The organism is Pantoea sp. nfd-35, from assembly GCF_056892255.1.
Map to the genome: position 1 here is coordinate 2,999,521 of NZ_CP122403.1, position 14,726 is coordinate 3,014,246.

At 56.4% G+C, this 14,726-nt stretch carries 15 protein-coding genes; 5 read left to right on the forward strand and 10 right to left on the reverse strand.

The genetic code is table 11. The features are described from left to right. The first annotated feature begins 69 nt into the window (after positions 1-69). Together glnP and glnQ are read left to right on the forward strand one after the other, a co-directional pair. On the forward strand, positions 70-729 hold the full coding sequence (gene glnP, locus P9J57_RS13965; protein ID WP_014593272.1) for a glutamine ABC transporter permease GlnP: 660 nt from the start codon (positions 70-72) through the stop codon (positions 727-729). Then, positions 726-1,448 carry a glutamine ABC transporter ATP-binding protein GlnQ gene (glnQ, locus tag P9J57_RS13970; RefSeq protein WP_014606242.1) on the forward strand — a complete coding sequence of 241 codons (723 nt, stop codon included), beginning with the start codon at positions 726-728 and terminating at the stop codon, positions 1,446-1,448. The genes glnP and glnQ overlap by 4 nt, the downstream gene beginning before the upstream one ends. Before the next feature lie 35 nt (positions 1,449-1,483). Here the strand turns inward: glnQ and rlmF are convergent, their stop codons facing one another. Next, positions 1,484-2,407: a 23S rRNA (adenine(1618)-N(6))-methyltransferase RlmF gene (rlmF, locus tag P9J57_RS13975; RefSeq protein ID WP_014606243.1), complete on the reverse strand. Its 924-nt coding sequence runs from the start codon at positions 2,405-2,407 to the stop codon at positions 1,484-1,486. A gap of 237 nt (positions 2,408-2,644) precedes the next feature. Beyond that, positions 2,645-3,751 (reverse strand): SDR family oxidoreductase, encoded by a 1,107-nt coding sequence (locus P9J57_RS13980; RefSeq protein WP_014593269.1) that lies wholly within the window; start codon positions 3,749-3,751, stop codon positions 2,645-2,647. Between the two features lie 318 nt (positions 3,752-4,069). On the opposite strand from P9J57_RS13980, the gene P9J57_RS13985 reads away from it, so the two are divergent. Further along, positions 4,070-4,699 (forward strand): flavin reductase family protein, encoded by a 630-nt coding sequence (locus P9J57_RS13985; protein ID WP_014593268.1) that lies wholly within the window; start codon positions 4,070-4,072, stop codon positions 4,697-4,699. Between the two features lie 3 nt (positions 4,700-4,702). Here P9J57_RS13985 and P9J57_RS13990 read toward each other — a convergent pair whose 3' ends face one another. The 7 genes from P9J57_RS13990 to hutI form a co-directional block, all read right to left on the reverse strand. Continuing rightward, positions 4,703-6,202: an HAL/PAL/TAL family ammonia-lyase gene (locus P9J57_RS13990; RefSeq protein ID WP_072137906.1), complete on the reverse strand. Its 1,500-nt coding sequence runs from the start codon at positions 6,200-6,202 to the stop codon at positions 4,703-4,705. Next, positions 6,202-6,993 (reverse strand): ABC transporter ATP-binding protein, encoded by a 792-nt coding sequence (locus P9J57_RS13995; RefSeq protein ID WP_013025163.1) that lies wholly within the window; start codon positions 6,991-6,993, stop codon positions 6,202-6,204. Before P9J57_RS13995 ends, P9J57_RS13990 begins: the two co-directional genes overlap by 1 nt. A 1-nt stretch (position 6,994) precedes the next feature. Next, on the reverse strand, positions 6,995-7,726 hold the full coding sequence (locus P9J57_RS14000) for an ABC transporter permease (protein WP_013025162.1): 732 nt from the start codon (positions 7,724-7,726) through the stop codon (positions 6,995-6,997). 11 nt (positions 7,727-7,737) lie between these two features. Beyond that, on the reverse strand, positions 7,738-8,457 hold the full coding sequence (locus tag P9J57_RS14005) for an ABC transporter permease (protein WP_014606245.1): 720 nt from the start codon (positions 8,455-8,457) through the stop codon (positions 7,738-7,740). Positions 8,458-8,469: 12 nt separating this feature from the next. Next, positions 8,470-9,318: a transporter substrate-binding domain-containing protein gene (locus tag P9J57_RS14010; protein ID WP_029569833.1), complete on the reverse strand. Its 849-nt coding sequence runs from the start codon at positions 9,316-9,318 to the stop codon at positions 8,470-8,472. Between the two features lie 662 nt (positions 9,319-9,980). Further along, complete coding sequence (gene hutG, locus P9J57_RS14015; RefSeq protein WP_200286595.1) at positions 9,981-10,772, reverse strand: N-formylglutamate deformylase; 792 nt, start codon at positions 10,770-10,772, stop codon at positions 9,981-9,983. Beyond that, positions 10,769-11,986 carry an imidazolonepropionase gene (gene hutI / locus P9J57_RS14020; RefSeq protein WP_282844079.1) on the reverse strand — a complete coding sequence of 406 codons (1,218 nt, stop codon included), beginning with the start codon at positions 11,984-11,986 and terminating at the stop codon, positions 10,769-10,771. The genes hutG and hutI overlap by 4 nt, the downstream gene beginning before the upstream one ends. Before the next feature lie 84 nt (positions 11,987-12,070). Here hutI and P9J57_RS14025 point away from each other — a divergent pair, with 84 nt between their 5' ends. Both P9J57_RS14025 and P9J57_RS14030 read left to right on the forward strand, forming a co-directional pair. After that, positions 12,071-13,426: a formimidoylglutamate deiminase gene (locus P9J57_RS14025; RefSeq protein WP_483279263.1), complete on the forward strand. Its 1,356-nt coding sequence runs from the start codon at positions 12,071-12,073 to the stop codon at positions 13,424-13,426. Further along, positions 13,423-13,968 (forward strand): HutD/Ves family protein, encoded by a 546-nt coding sequence (locus P9J57_RS14030; RefSeq protein ID WP_104933277.1) that lies wholly within the window; start codon positions 13,423-13,425, stop codon positions 13,966-13,968. The genes P9J57_RS14025 and P9J57_RS14030 overlap by 4 nt, the downstream gene beginning before the upstream one ends. Here P9J57_RS14030 and hutC read toward each other — a convergent pair. Further along, complete coding sequence (hutC, locus tag P9J57_RS14035) at positions 13,952-14,707, reverse strand: histidine utilization repressor (protein ID WP_014606249.1); 756 nt, start codon at positions 14,705-14,707, stop codon at positions 13,952-13,954. The genes P9J57_RS14030 and hutC overlap by 17 nt on opposite strands. Between the last annotated feature and the right edge of the window lie 19 nt (positions 14,708-14,726).

Sequence of the window (14,726 nt, forward strand, 5' to 3'; positions counted from 1 at the left end):
AACGGTTTTACTTTTTTCAGCAGGGAAGATTTCCCTGCTTTTTTCCATCGCAACAACTGGAGTTTCACCATGGAGTTTGACTGGAGCGTCATTTGGCCAGCCATGCCCGCGCTGCTCGAAGGCGCAAAAATGACCTTAATTATTTCCATTATCGGCCTGGTGGGCGGTTTGATCATCGGGCTGGTCGCGGGTTTTGCGCGCGCTTACGGCGGCTGGATAAGCAATCATATTGCCCTGGTTTTTATTGAAATCATTCGTGGCACGCCTATCGTTGTGCAGGTCATGTTTATCTATTTCGCCCTGCCAATGGCTTTCCCGGATTTACGTATCGATCCTTTCACCGCTGCCGTGGTGACCATCATGATCAACTCGGGCGCTTATATTGCGGAAATCACGCGCGGCGCCGTGCTGTCAATTAATAAAGGTTTTCGCGAAGCCGGCCTGGCGCTGGGCCTGTCGAGCCGTGAAACCCTGCGCTATGTGATTATGCCGTTAGCGCTGCGCCGTATGCTCCCTCCGCTTGGTAACCAGTGGATCGTCAGTATCAAAGATACCTCTCTGTTTATCGTGATTGGCGTGGCCGAACTGACGCGTCAGGGCCAGGAAATTATTGCCGGTAACTTTCGCGCGCTGGAAATCTGGAGTGCGGTAGCGATTATCTATCTTGTGATTACGTTGGTGTTGAGCTTTGTGCTGCGCCGCATTGAGAAAAGGGTGAAAATCCTGTGATTGAATTTAAAGACGTCTCAAAGCATTTTGGCAAAACCCAGGTGCTACACAATATCGACCTGAAAATTAAGCAGGGAGAAGTGGTGGTAATTATTGGCCCATCCGGCTCCGGTAAATCCACACTGCTGCGCTGTATTAACAAGCTGGAAGAGATCACCAGCGGTGAGCTGATTGTCGATGGATTGAAAGTTAACGATCCGAAAGTAGACGATCGCCTGATTCGTCAGGAAGCGGGCATGGTGTTCCAGCAGTTTCACCTTTTCCCGCAGATGAGCGCCCTGGATAACGTGGCTTTTGGTCCGATTCGGGTGCGGGGTGCCAGCAAAGAAGAGGCTCGTCAACTGGCGCAAAGCCTGCTGGCTAAAGTGGGCCTGGCCGAACGCGCCGGTCACTTTCCCTCTGAGCTGTCCGGCGGCCAGCAGCAGCGCGTCGCAATTGCCCGCGCGCTGGCGGTTAAGCCCAAGATGATGCTTTTCGATGAGCCGACCTCTGCGCTGGACCCGGAACTCCGTCATGAAGTCTTGAAGGTGATGCAGGATCTGGCTGAAGAAGGCATGACGATGGTCATCGTCACCCATGAAGTCGGCTTTGCACAGAAAGTGGCATCGAGGCTGATCTTTATTGATAAAGGTCGCATTGCCGAAGACGGCGATCCTGACACGCTGATCAGCCATCCGCCAAGTGAACGTCTGCGCGAATTTTTACAGCACGTCTCCTGAGTGATTAACACAGCAGCCCATAACGGGCTGCTGTCTCATCGTGACAGACGCTGTGCGCGTTGGGCGGCGGACATAAAGCTCCACGCCAGAAAACGGCTCTGCTTCTGCCCCTGCGCCATATTGACGACCCGGACCACCGCGGTATCCAGTGCCTGTAACTGTTTTTCCAGCGCAGGCAAATGCTCTTTTCGCGATACCAGTGAGGTAAACCACACCACCTGACTTGCCAGGCCAGCGCTTTCCGCAATCATTTTCCCCACAAACGCTTTTTCACCGCCTTCGCACCAGAGCTCATTATGTTGACCGCCAAAGTTGAGCGGCGCCGACTGCTGTAAGCCCAGATTCCGTGATTTACGCTGTGAACCCGCCGCCGCCTCTGCAGCCGACGCATGAAATGGCGGATTGCAGATGACCGCATGGAAAAACGCACCTTTATTCACAACGCCGTTCAGCACCGCCTGAGGATTTTTTTGCCGACGTAAGCGGATCAGACGCGCCATACCGGCGTTGGCGGCGACAATTTTACCTGCGGCTTTCAGGGCAGCATCGTCGATTTCGGTTCCGGTGAAACGCCAGCCGTATTCTGCGGCCCCAATCAGGGGGTAGATGCAGTTTGCCCCGCAGCCAATATCCAGCACGTCGGCCGAGGGAACCCTGCCCTGATTATCCAGCGCCAGGAGATCCGCCAGATAATGCAGGTAGTCGGCGCGCCCCGGCACGGGCGGACACAGCGATCCCGGCGCCAGCTGCCAGTCGAGTCCGTAGAAGAGTTTAAGCAGCGCCTGGTTAAGCAGCATCACGGCCTCGGGATCGGCAAAATCAACCGACATGACGCCATAACCATTGGGCCGGACCTTTGCTGCCAGCGGTGGATGCGCCGCCGTGAGGGCAGCAAAATCATATTCACCCTGATGGCGGTTTCGGGCGTGGAAAAGCGACGGGCTGGCAGACTTTTTCATACTTTCTCTCATGTTTTCAGGCGCGCGTACAATACGCTGTGACTGGCAGAAAATAAACAGCATTCTCGGCTGAAAGCAGACTTTATGGCGGGCAGGCCAGGTGACGTTATGCAGGCGAACCGCAGTTTAGGGTGTTTTGCAAAGCGAATAAAAGGCAGACGAAGGGAAAAGCATGAGCAGAGAGCAAAATGCGCGCCGCCAGTCATCATGCTGGCGGCGCGACGCACGAATGCGGGATTATTTAAAATCGACGCGCATTAAATCCTGGATGGGCATCCCTTTCGTCGTTTCTACACAACGATCGATATAGCTGGTAAAGCCCGGGGGCGAACTCATTCCCAGACGCAGCAACTTATCATTAGAGAACACGACATTCAGACGGGCAAACTCGCCGTACAGACGCATCGCGCGCAGCATCAGGCGTTCGTTGCAAGGCCCGTAAATCTTTTTAAAGTTCTTACGCTCTTTAACGATTTCGCTGAAATCAACTTGCAGATAGTTAGGTGCCAGCGGTGCACTTTTTTCTGCGGTGGCAAAGGCCGAATCGATCTCAGAGAAGGTGTTGCTGCTGCGCTCACCGGCAGAAATATGGTAGACCATCTCTTTGGTGCAGCCGTGATCCATCAGAAATACCAGGGATTTTGCACAGTAGTCCACCGGGATAACATCGACACGGTCATCAAGCGAGCAGAGGAATTTCTCCAGCTTCATCACCATTTTAAATACCCAGAAAATACTGCCTGACGGCGTACAACCTTCCTGAGAATGGCCAACAACGATGGACGGACGGGCAATGACCAGCGGCAGGTGCGGTAACTCCTGCTTGATCTTGTTTTCGATATAAGATTTTGAATAGGTGTAATCGACAATGTGATCTTCACGTGACGACAGCACCAGGTCCTCTTTGACGACTTCACCCTGATCCGGCGCGGAAGACATTGCCGTGCCCACGTGAACAAATTTTACGAATTCAGGCAGCCCAGCCATTCTGGCAGCCAGCTTAAAGGTGCCTTCGACGTTGACGCGCCAGATATCGTTATTTTCACCAAATGACGCAATCGCTGCGCAGTTGATAACGTGGCTGACCTGATCGATACGCGCATCACCCAGAAAAAGTTCGGGTGCAAGGAGATCGCCGACCAGAATATGATCTGCGGTCAGGCGTTGAATCGCCTGTGCCGAACATGAAAACTTGGTTAAATTTTCTTTAACCCTCTCCAGTCCCTGGTTAGCATCGCTGGCTCTGACAAGCAGCAGCAACTCAACATCCTGGCGCATCAGCAATTCTGCCACAACTGCACCACCAACGAATCCAGAAGATCCTGTAACAAGAATTTTTTTCATATCGACCACGAGAACAATTGATGAGGTTGTATAGTGCACCTAATTCGTTAAACAAATACGAAACTTTGTTAGCACAAAATGTATAAAATGCAATCGTTTACTTTTCGTTTACTTTTGCACCATCTGTTTTCAGCAGTAAAATCGGAAAATAACACTTAACTAACTGATATAAATAAAAATTCATCCGTTAGCACAGAAAGTAACGGCTGTTATTATTCAGGAATAATCCGGTACCTGATCGAGACCTTTTTTACAGATTTGCCCCGCCAACAGCCATTTACCCACTACGCTTGAATCAGCTTTTACAGGGAGACAACCATGAACAAACGTTATTCATACCAGCCACGCGCCGGACACGGTCTGCCGCACGATCCACTCAATGCGATTATCGGCCCGCGCCCCATCGGCTGGATAAGCTCCACCAGCGCCAAAGGCATACGTAATCTTGCCCCTTACAGCTTTTTCAACTGTTTCAATTACCTGCCGCCGATCATTGGTTTTGCCAGTAGCGGCTGGAAAGACAGTGTGCAGAATATTGCTGAAACCAAAGAATTTGTCTGGAATCTGGCGACCCGTCCGCTGGCTGAGGCCATGAATGAAAGTTCGATTTCTGCGCCCGCCGATCAGGACGAGTTTGCCCTTGCCGGTTTAACGCCCCTGGCCGCCTCTCAGGTTAACGCCAGTCTGGTGCAGGAAAGCCCGGTGAATTTTGAATGTAAACTCACGCAGCTGATTCAGTTGCAGGATGCGCAGGGAAAAGCCATCGACAGCTGGCTGGTGTTAGGCGAAGCCGTCGCTATCCACATTGACGAAAGGCTACTGGAAAACGGGATTTATCAGACGGCAAAAGCCGAACCGATTCTGCGCGCGGGCGGCCCCAGTGCCTATTACGGGATCACTGAGGCGCAGCGGTTTGACCTGGTGCGTCCGGATGCGCGGCGGGGATAAATCTCAGAGCACCTCCGGCATCTGGGTTCGAAGGACCTGCACCGCGCGGGCAATCTCCGGTGCCAGCCAGCGATCCTCTTGCCAGCAGGGTACAATCTGACGCAGACGTCGCCAGGCGCGAAGGGTTCCACTTGCCAGTTGCGCCTCACCGTGGAACTCCAGCGCCTGGGCCGCCAGCAGGTATTCAATGGCGAGAATGTGATAGACGTTACTCACGGTTTTCAGCAATTTTAATGCCGCACCGGTTCCCAGGCTGAGGTGGTCTTCCTGTAGCCCGGAGGTGATGTAGTTATCCAGCACCGCCGGCTGAGCCAACTGGCGATTCTCAGCACAGAGCGAAGCCGCCACGTATTGCGCAATCATCATGCCGGAGTTGACGCCGGGCTGGCCGACCAGGAAAGGCGGTAAGCCGCTGACCAACGGGTTGACCAGACGATCCAGGCGCCGTTCGGCAATGCTCCCCAGTTCCGCCAGGGCGATGGCCAGCAGGTCGCAGGCCATCGCGACCGATTCACCGTGTGGATGCGCTTGTGAGACCACGCGCCAGGCCTGCGGTGTGCCCATTACCAGTGGATTATCGGTACAGGCGTTGAGTTCGGTTTCAATCTGACGCTCGGCATGTGCAAACTGATCGCGGCAGGCACCGTGCACCTGCGGCATGGATCGCAGGCTCAATGCATCCTGGGTCCGGATGCCGCTGCTTATCTTCAATAGCGGGCTGTCGCCCAGTAAACGCCGTAACCGCTCGCCGCTGCGCTGGATACCCGGGCTGGCTTTAAGGGACAACACCTCTTCGTCAAAGGCAACCAACTGCCCACGCAAGGCTTCAAAACTCATGGCTCCGGTAACGTCCGCCCAGTCCAGCAAACGGCGGGCATCATCCAGCGCCAGGCAGGCCAGTCCGGTCATGCACGGCGTACCGTTTACCAGGCTAAGCCCCTCTTTTGCACCGGGTCGATAGGGCGTGAGTCCGGTACGCGCCAGCGCCTCACTGGCAGGCACAATCTGCCCATCAAGTTCCGCCTCGCCCACGCCAATCAGCGTCAGGCTGATATGCGCCATGTGCGTCAAATACCCTACCGATCCCTGCGAAGGCACCTGAGGCGTAATGTGCTGGTTAAGCAGCACCAACAGGCGCCGAACCAGTTCGACCGACACGCCGGATTTCCCGTGACTGTAGTTCGCTATCGCGGCGCATAAGATAGCGCGCACCTCATGTTTTGCCAGTAGCGGCCCCACGCCACAGGCATGACTTAACAAGGTGTTACGCGACAGCTGACTCAGCTCTTCTTCCGCCAGCATAATATTGCACAGCGCCCCCAGCCCCGTGTTGATGCCATAGGCGATCTGACCACTCGCAACGATATTCGTTACGATTTCTCGCCCCCGGGCAATGCGCTGCCAGGCACTCTCGCTCAGCACCAGCTCGGCATCGTGGCGGGCGACCTCAACCACCTCCTGCCAGGCTACCGGCGCGTCTCCCCAGACAACAACGCGACTCATTACACAGACTCCGCTGCATGGTGGCTGGAGATAAACTGCCTGAAGCGCGCCGAGCCGCCCTCACCGAACATGTCATCCGGCGTTCCCTGACAGTCAATGGTGCCTTGATGCATAAATATCACCCGGTTTGATACGTGGCGGGCAAACCCCATTTCATGCGTCACCACTAACATGGTGCGCCCCTCTTCTGCCAGACTGCGCATGACCTTCAGCACTTCGCCGACCAGTTCAGGATCAAGTGCCGAGGTGGGCTCATCAAATAACATCACCTCCGGGTCCATGGCTAGCGCACGGGCAATGGCGACGCGCTGCTGTTGACCACCCGACAACTGGGCCGGATAAAAACCTTTGCGATTCAAAAGTCCGACCCGGTCCAGCAGCTGTTCTGCCTGCGCAATACAGGTTTTCTTATCGCGTTTCAGAACATAGTGCGGCCCTTCAATGACGTTTTGCAGCACGGTCATATGGGACCAGAGATTGAAGCTCTGAAAAACCATCCCCAGGCGTGAGCGCAAACGTTCCACCTGTTTGGGATTCGCGGCCAGTTGATGCCCGCGGGCATGGCGTTTCATCTCAATGGTTTCCCCGCCGACGCTTACCACGCCGGAATCGGGTGTTTCCAGCAGGTTAATACAGCGCAGCAAGGTACTTTTGCCCGAGCCGCTGGCACCGAGGATCGAAATGACGTCACCTTTGTGGGCCTGTAATGAAATGCCTTTCAGCACTTCCATGGCACCAAATGATTTATGGATATCGCTGGCGGACAGCGTTACGGCGGATGAATCCTGCATCTTAATCTCCCCCAGGGACGGGTTTAATGGCCGCTAGCGGCTTCTTTGCGGGCTGATGAACCGGCGTCAGTCGACGCTCAAGCAGGGCATACAGCTGCACGATGATGAAATTGAGGATCAGGTAAATGGCGGCGGCACACAGAAACACTTCCATCGTGCGGTAGGTACGCTGGATAATCTGCTGCGCCACGCCCGTGACATCCCACACGGTAACCAGGCTGGCAAGTGCGGTGGACTTCACCAGCAAAATGGCTTCGGTTGAATAGGCCGGCAAGGCATAGCGCAACATCACGGGCGCAATAATGCGCCGCAGCAGCAGCCAGCGCGACATACCGCACGCCATACCGGCTTCCACCTGCCCGGCGGGCACCGCCAGCAACGCACCACGCAGGATTTCTGCCGTATAGGCAGCGGTGCACAGGGACAGCGCCAGCACGGCACAGCTGAATGGCTCACGTAAAAACGGCCAGACAAAACTGTGGCGAATCACGCCAAACTGGCCCAGGCCGTAATAGATTAAAAACAGCTGGATCATCAGGGGAGAACCGCGAAACACCAGAATATAGCCACGGGCAAAACTGCTCAGTATGCGCCAGCGGCTCATGCGCAGCGCCAGAATGCCCACCGCCAGCACGCCGCCGCACAGGAATGAACTGATAAACAGGCCGAGCGTAACCGGCAGGGCGGCGCTTAACTTCAGGAAAGTATCAGCAAGAAAGGCAAAATCGATCATGGTGCGGTTCCTTAATGCTGTGCCGCCGTTCGGCTCTGCCAGGCGCGGCCCAGACGAGCTTCCACGCGCAGAAAAGCCCGATTCGACAGCACAGTTAACAACAGATAGCATCCGCCGCCGATCAGATAAAAGGTGAAGTAGTCCCGCGTAGAACCCGCCGCGACCTGACTGGCGCGCATCAGCTCCACGATGCCGGTGACCGAAACCAACGCAGAGTCTTTCAGGCTCATCTGCCAGACATTGGACAGGCCAGGCAGCGCGTAGCGCGCCACCTGAGGCAGCAGGATGCGCTGACGAATTCGCCAACGCGACATGCCTGTTGCCACCGCCGCTTCCACTTCGCCCCGGGACAGCGCCAGCCGGGCAGCACGATAAACTTCAGCCTGATAGGAGCCCGAAATCAGCCCGATCGCCAGTGCGCCGATCAGAAAAGGCGGCGCCTCGATAAATCCCTGCGCACCAAATATTTGACCGATCTGGGTGATCAGGCCTGAACCACCAAAGTAAAACAGGTAGATCACCAGTAGCTCCGGGATGCCGCGAAAAATCACCGAATAGCCCTCACCCAACCAGCGTAAGGGACGGTGAGAAGACAATTTCGCCGCGGCGATGCCTGAGCCTACGACGGCTCCTACCATCAGCGCGACCAGCGACAACAGCAATGTAGTGAGCGTTGCGCTCACTATCAGCCGCCCCCAGCCATCTGCGCCAAAACCCAGCAGGCTTATCATGCTCGACCTCACTTATGGCGTAACGTCAGTTTTAAACCATTTCTCGCTGAGCTCTTTTACGGTGCCGTCAGCCAGCGCGGCTTTGATGGCATCGTCCAGTTTTCCTTTCAGATCGCCGTCTGCCATCCGCACGCCCATGGCTTCACCTTCGCCCCAGATCGGGCCGCCCAGTTGCGGACCGCTGAAGGTCAGGTTGCTGTTGTCTTTGCGCGTCAGCATTGATTTGGCAAAGGTCACATCGTCAAACACCGCATCAATACGTCCAGCCTGTAAATCCAGAATGGCATCGGCAGAGGTGGTGTATTCGCGTATGTCGGCCACGCCCTTGAAATATTTATCGATAAAAGGCGTGTATACCGTGCCGGAGGCAATACCGATGGTTTTTCCTTTCAGGGCCGCCTTTATCGGTGCCAGCGCGGCTTCAATCTCTTTTTCATCATCATGCAACTTCGTCACGCCCTTGCCCGGGGGGAGCAGCGTCCCTTTTACGGCAATAAAGGTGGCTGGCGTAGAGGCATAGGGAAGCGTAAAACTGACCACTTTTTTTCGCTCTGGCGTGATCACAATGGCGTCCATGATCACGTCGTATTTACCCGCATTCAGCCCGGCAATCATGCCATCCCAGTTCTGGACAACCAGTTTGCATTCCATGCCCATGCGCTTGCACAGGTTGGCCATGAGTTCCGGCTCAAATCCCCCGAGTTTGCCGCCGGGTAGCGTCAGGTTCCAGGGTTCATAGCTGCCTTCCGTCGCTATCGTGATCGATTTCCACTCTTTCGCCTGCACCGCAACGGTGCTGAGCAGCAGGCTGGAAAACAGGGTCGTAAGGCAAAAACGGCGAAACGCTTCGGGGTGCTTCATACGGCTTCTCCTGGATGAAAATGCGTTTTAAGAGTGTCAGTGTTGTTTTAACAAAAAACTTACAAGATGATGAATCATGTATATACAAGCTAACATTGTCGAATTCATTGTCGGCTTGATCGTTTTGTGAGCCAGACACGATAAATAGCAACGGGATATCGAACAGAGCTAACTTGTACATACAACCTAGCAAAGGTCGTGCCAGTTCAGGACGCTCGGCAACCGCCGCCCCATTGCCCGGTGAAAGTGCTCTTACCAGGCCAATGCCCGTTTCAGGTGCAGCACTGCACACATTCAGCGCAAACTTGCGCGCAGTGCTGCGGCGGACAGAAACAGATCGGCAACCGATTATGTTATCGCCTGGCGGGGATCACGGATAAGCGCCCTGCATTTAGCCCCTCTCACTGGTCTGGCGAACATCATCGCTCAGCCTCTTCATGCCTGGCGCGCACCTGTAAATGCCTTGCCTGAACAGGCGAAAAGATGCTGAGAGTCGTGGGAGAAAGTCGTGCGGTATGCGGTAAAAGGAGGCAGCCGGGACCCAGCGTGGCGCCCGGCTGTGTGCTATTGTGCCAACGGGCGCTAAGTGGCCGAAGCCCATCAGGTCCGTTATTCTGCGCCGGCCAAAACCGCCAGCCGGGCCGCGGTGATTGGGTTACGCCTCAGCCCGTTTTTCCCTGTTCGAGAAAGCTATGCAGCAGCGGCTTTAACACCTTCTTCAACTGCGCAGCCCGCGCTTCATGCCAGGTAAACGGCGGCGTTTCATCCATATAGTTAATTTGCGACAGCTCCAGCTGCACAGCCTGAATCTGCTGCTGCGGCTGCCCGTAAGCACGAGTGATATAACCGCCTTTGAAACGGCCGTTCACCACCCAGCTGTAGCGATCCTGCGCGCGGCACACCGAGGTGAGTCCGTTAATCACGGCACTGCTGCAGCTCGCCCCATCGTTGGTACCAATGTTGAGATCCGGCAACCGCCCCTCAAACAGACGGGGAATTTCACTGGCAATAGAGTGCGCATCAAACAGTAAGGCGTAACCAAACTCCGCTTTCATTTGCGCCAGCGTCTGCTGAATCTGCTGATGGTAAGGTTGCCAGATAGCGTTAATGTAGCCCTGGCGCTGCGCATCCGTGGGCGTTTTGCCCTTGATAAAAGTCGGCGTGCCGTCAAACAGGGTTTCGGGGAACAGGCCGGTCGTGGCCGTGGTATAGAGCGGTTGATTATCCGACGGGCGATTCAGATCGATAACAAATCGTGAGTAGCGACCGATGATAATGCTCGCTCCCATATCACGCAGAAAATCATAAAGTTGTGGCAGGTGCCAGTCGGTGTCAGGTAAGTTGCGGGCGGCCTCGCTGAGTCCCTCCTCCACTTCCGGTGTCAACAGCGTACCGGCATGAGGGATACTGACCAGTAGGGGAATATCGCCCTGGGTGAAATGAAAAGGTGTCATTGTGCTTCTCCGCGATAGATGACCGTACAGGGCAGTTGACCGCCCAGCCAGTAAACCAGTTCCGCCGGGCGAGCCAGCGGCCAGTGGACAAAACTGGCAACTTTGCCAGCCTCAAGCGAGCCGTGGCTGGCTTCCAGCCCTAGCGCCTTCGCGCCCCACAGGGTGACGCCGGCCAGCGCCTCTTCCGGCGTCATGCCAAATAACGTGCAGCCCATATTGAGCATTAACCGCAGTGACAGGGCCGGAGAGGTACCAGGGTTGGCATCACTCGCCAGCGCCATGGGCACGCCATAGCGGCGAAACAGCGCCACAGGTGGGCGCTGCGTTTCCCGTAACAGGTAAAATGCGCCAGGCAGCAGTACCGCGACCGTGCCGTGCCCGGCCATCGCCTGGACATCCTGCTCGGTAGCATATTCCAGGTGATCGGCTGAGAGCGCGTCATGGCGTGCTGCCAGCGCCGCACCACCCAGCGCAGACAACTGCTCTGCATGAAGTTTTACCGGCAGCCCCAGCGCCTTTGCCCGCTCAAACACCCGGGCTACCTGCTGAGGAGAAAAGGCCAGATGTTCACAGAAAGCATCAACCGCGTCAGCCAGACCTTCGGCTTTGACCTGAGGCAGCAGGCGTTCGCAGATAATCGCTATCCAGCCCTCGGGATCCTGTTTAAATTCCGGCGGAAAAGCGTGCGCAGCAAGGCAGGTTGCCTGCACATCCGCAGCCACCTCTTTACCCAGTTGGCGGATGGCGCGCAGCATACGTAATTCGCTCTCTTCGTCCAGCCCGTAACCGGATTTGATCTCGACAGTCGTCACGCCTTCAGCCAGTAAACGATTCAGTCGCCAGCGGGCCGATGAAACCAGTGCCTGCTCGCTGGCCGCGCGCGTAGCCCGAACGGTAGAGAGGATCCCCCCGCCCTGTGCCGCTATGTCGGCATAACTGACCCCGTTGAGACGCTGTTCAAATTCCTGACTGCGATCCCCACCAAAAACCAGATGCGTATGACAATCGACCAGCCCTGGCGTGATAATCCCGCCCGGTAACTGATGATGTTTTTGTGCGCTAAAGGCAGGCATATCCGCGGCGGCGCCTACCCACACCAGCTTGTCTGCCTTCACCGCCAGCGCCCCCTGCTCAATCATCGCGTAGCGGCCACCGCGCATGGTCACCACATCAGCACCGGTCCACACACTGTCTACCTGGAGTTCTTCTGCCATTCCTGCCTCTCGTTACTCTCGCCGTTTACAGCCCACTTTAAAGTATGTATATGTATATACAACCACATCCCTTGAGGATCAACTATGGCAACTTTTTTTGCGCCCCGCGCACTGCTGGCTGACGGCTGGTACAAACAGGTACGCATCCACGTCAGTCCGGCCGGAATCATTGAGGCCATCACGCCCAACAGTGATGACCGTCAGGCATGTCGTTTACCCGGCGAGGTCATTCCCGCTATCGCAAATCTGCACTCTCATGCTTTTCAGCGCGCCATGGCCGGTCTGGCCGAAGTGGCGGGCGATCCGCAAGACAGCTTCTGGACCTGGCGCGACTTAATGTATCGCATGGTTCAGCGCCTGACGCCCCAGCAGGTGGGCGATATTGCCGCGTTGCTGTACATCGATATGTTAAAAGGTGGCTACTGCCAGGTTGCAGAATTCCATTATCTGCATCATGACGTTAACGGCGCGCCCTATGCCGATGATGCCATGCTGCAGCAGCTGATTGCCGCTGCTGATATCGCGGGCATTGGCCAAACGTTGCTCCCGGTGCTTTACAGCTACAGCGGGTTTGGCGCGCAGCCGCCTGTGGCCGGGCAGAAACGCTTTATTCAGCAGACCGACAACTACCTGCAACAGCAGGCTCGACTACAGGCGTGGGTGAAAGACAAGCCATTGCACAACGTGGGCCTGTGCTTTCACTCACTGCGTGCGGTGAGCGAAGTGCAAATGCACGAAGTGTTAGCCGCCAGCGATCGGTCGTTACCGGTGCACATCCACGTTGCCGAGCAGGAAAAAGAGGTGAACGACAGCCTGGCCTGGAGCGGCGAGCGCCCGGTGAGCTGGCTGATGAACCGCTTTGACGTTGACGCGCGCTGGTGCCTGATCCATGCCACACATCTTGATGACAGCGAGGTGACGCGCCTTGCCACCAGCGGCGCGGTCGCCGGGTTGTGTCCGACTACCGAAGCCAATCTTGGCGACGGCATTTTCCCGGCGGTGGACTATATCGCTCAGGGCGGTCGCTGGGGCATCGGCTCTGACAGCCATGTATCATTGAGCGTTCAGGAAGAGCTGCGCTGGCTGGAATATGCTCAGCGTCTGCGCGACCGCCGTCGTAACCGTATCGCCCTGGCTCACCAGCCTTCCGTCGGCGACCTGCTGTGGCAGCAGGCAGCTGCAGGCGGCGCTCAGGCCTGTGGGATCAGGAGTGGTTCACTGGCCGTGGGGCAGCGCGCCGACTGGCTGGTACTGCGCGATCAGGCCTGGCTGGGCAGCGTGAATGAACACGCCCTGCTTAACCGATGGCTGTTTGCGGGCCAGCGCGATCAGATTCGCGACGTGTATGTGGCGGGCAATCGGGTCATTAACGACGGGCATCATGCCGAAGAACACGCCTGCGCGGCGCGCTTCGCCCAGGCAATGGCGGCGCTGCAATGAGAACATTATTTTCTCTGGAAAACTTACCCGCTAGCCGCTGGCGCAACGGCGGAGGCGAAACACGCGAGATTATCAGCTTTCCGCCTGATGCCGACGATTTCGCCTGGCGAGCCAGTATTGCGACCATTGCTCAGGACGGCCCGTTTTCGACGTTCAACGGCATAGATCGCACCATTACTCTGCTGAACGGCAGCCCGGTGCTGCTGCGCGGTCCGGCAGGCGAACACCGCTTACTGCCTGAATTCCCCTGGGCTTTCGCGGGTGAATGGGCGCTTGAAGCCAGTCTGGAAGGCAAAGAGGCCAGTCAGGATTTTAACGTCATGACGCGGCGTGACGCATGGCGGGCGCAGGCCGACGTCGTTACGCAAGCCGTCTGCAGCGAGCACGGCGTAGCGTGGGTGTTGGCCGGAGAATGGCGCATCGCGGATGACGCGCGGTTAGAGGCGCAGCAGGGGACATGGTGGGTAGATCACTCAACCCTGCTCTCGCCAGCCAGTCCGGAGGCAAGACTGCTGTTCGTGCGCCTTACCCGTGTCCTTTGAAGCGGCCCAGCAGCTTATAGCGCGAGCCCGGATAGAGTAATCGCGCATAGGTCACGATTTTATTGTCGCTCCAGGTCTGGCGGCGGATAAGCAGACAGGGCTCATGCTCATCGATCGCCAGATGTTTACGCTGACGCGCATCGGGCATCACCGCTTCAACGATGTGCTCGCCTGCCGTTAACGGCGCCGCCCGCATCAGATAGGTATAAGGCGTGAGCGTATGGTAATCCTGAGTCAGATAGTCCGGAGCCAGCTGCGGATTCACCAGTCGGTCTTCAAGCTGCACCGGCAACTCGTTTTCATAATGCACAATCAGCGAATGAAACAGCGTTTGCCCGGTGGTCAGCCCCAGAACCGAAGCCTGCTCGGGATCGGCTTTGTTCTGACCCATCATCAGAATTTTGCAGCTGTGCTGGTGACCGCGCTGGGCAATTTCATCGGCGATGTTATGCACTTCGAGCATGGCCGTATAGCCTTTCATTTCGGCAACGAATGTTCCCACGCCCTGCATACGCACCAGAAACCCTTCGCTGGTCAGCTCGCGTAATGCACGATTGATGGTCATCCGGCTCACGCCTAGTTCATTGACCAGCTCGCTTTCGGAGGGCACGCGCTGATTTGCTTTCCAGTGTCCTTCACGAATCTGGCTGATGATAGCCTGCTTGACCCGTTGATAAATAGGCGCAGGTTCATCGCTCATGGCCGCCGCCAGTTGTGCAATTGCCGTATGCTCGGCCATAACGTTTTCCTTTCGCAGA

Excerpts from the sequence above, each read along its gene's own strand:
- glnP (WP_014593272.1), top strand. The coding sequence starts at position 70 with ATGGAGTTTGACTGGAGCGTCATTTGGCCAGCCATGCCCGCGCTGCTC.
- rlmF (WP_014606243.1), bottom strand. The coding sequence starts at position 2,407 with ATGAAAAAGTCTGCCAGCCCGTCGCTTTTCCACGCCCGAAACCGCCAT.
- P9J57_RS13980 (WP_014593269.1), bottom strand. The coding sequence starts at position 3,751 with ATGAAAAAAATTCTTGTTACAGGATCTTCTGGATTCGTTGGTGGTGCA.
- P9J57_RS13985 (WP_014593268.1), top strand. The coding sequence starts at position 4,070 with ATGAACAAACGTTATTCATACCAGCCACGCGCCGGACACGGTCTGCCG.
- P9J57_RS13990 (WP_072137906.1), bottom strand. The coding sequence starts at position 6,202 with ATGAGTCGCGTTGTTGTCTGGGGAGACGCGCCGGTAGCCTGGCAGGAG.
- P9J57_RS13995 (WP_013025163.1), bottom strand. The coding sequence starts at position 6,993 with ATGCAGGATTCATCCGCCGTAACGCTGTCCGCCAGCGATATCCATAAA.
- P9J57_RS14000 (WP_013025162.1), bottom strand. The coding sequence starts at position 7,726 with ATGATCGATTTTGCCTTTCTTGCTGATACTTTCCTGAAGTTAAGCGCC.
- P9J57_RS14005 (WP_014606245.1), bottom strand. The coding sequence starts at position 8,457 with ATGATAAGCCTGCTGGGTTTTGGCGCAGATGGCTGGGGGCGGCTGATA.
- P9J57_RS14010 (WP_029569833.1), bottom strand. The coding sequence starts at position 9,318 with ATGAAGCACCCCGAAGCGTTTCGCCGTTTTTGCCTTACGACCCTGTTT.
- hutG (WP_200286595.1), bottom strand. The coding sequence starts at position 10,772 with ATGACACCTTTTCATTTCACCCAGGGCGATATTCCCCTACTGGTCAGT.
- hutI (WP_282844079.1), bottom strand. The coding sequence starts at position 11,986 with ATGGCAGAAGAACTCCAGGTAGACAGTGTGTGGACCGGTGCTGATGTG.
- P9J57_RS14025 (WP_483279263.1), top strand. The coding sequence starts at position 12,071 with ATGGCAACTTTTTTTGCGCCCCGCGCACTGCTGGCTGACGGCTGGTAC.
- P9J57_RS14030 (WP_104933277.1), top strand. The coding sequence starts at position 13,423 with ATGAGAACATTATTTTCTCTGGAAAACTTACCCGCTAGCCGCTGGCGC.
- hutC (WP_014606249.1), bottom strand. The coding sequence starts at position 14,707 with ATGGCCGAGCATACGGCAATTGCACAACTGGCGGCGGCCATGAGCGAT.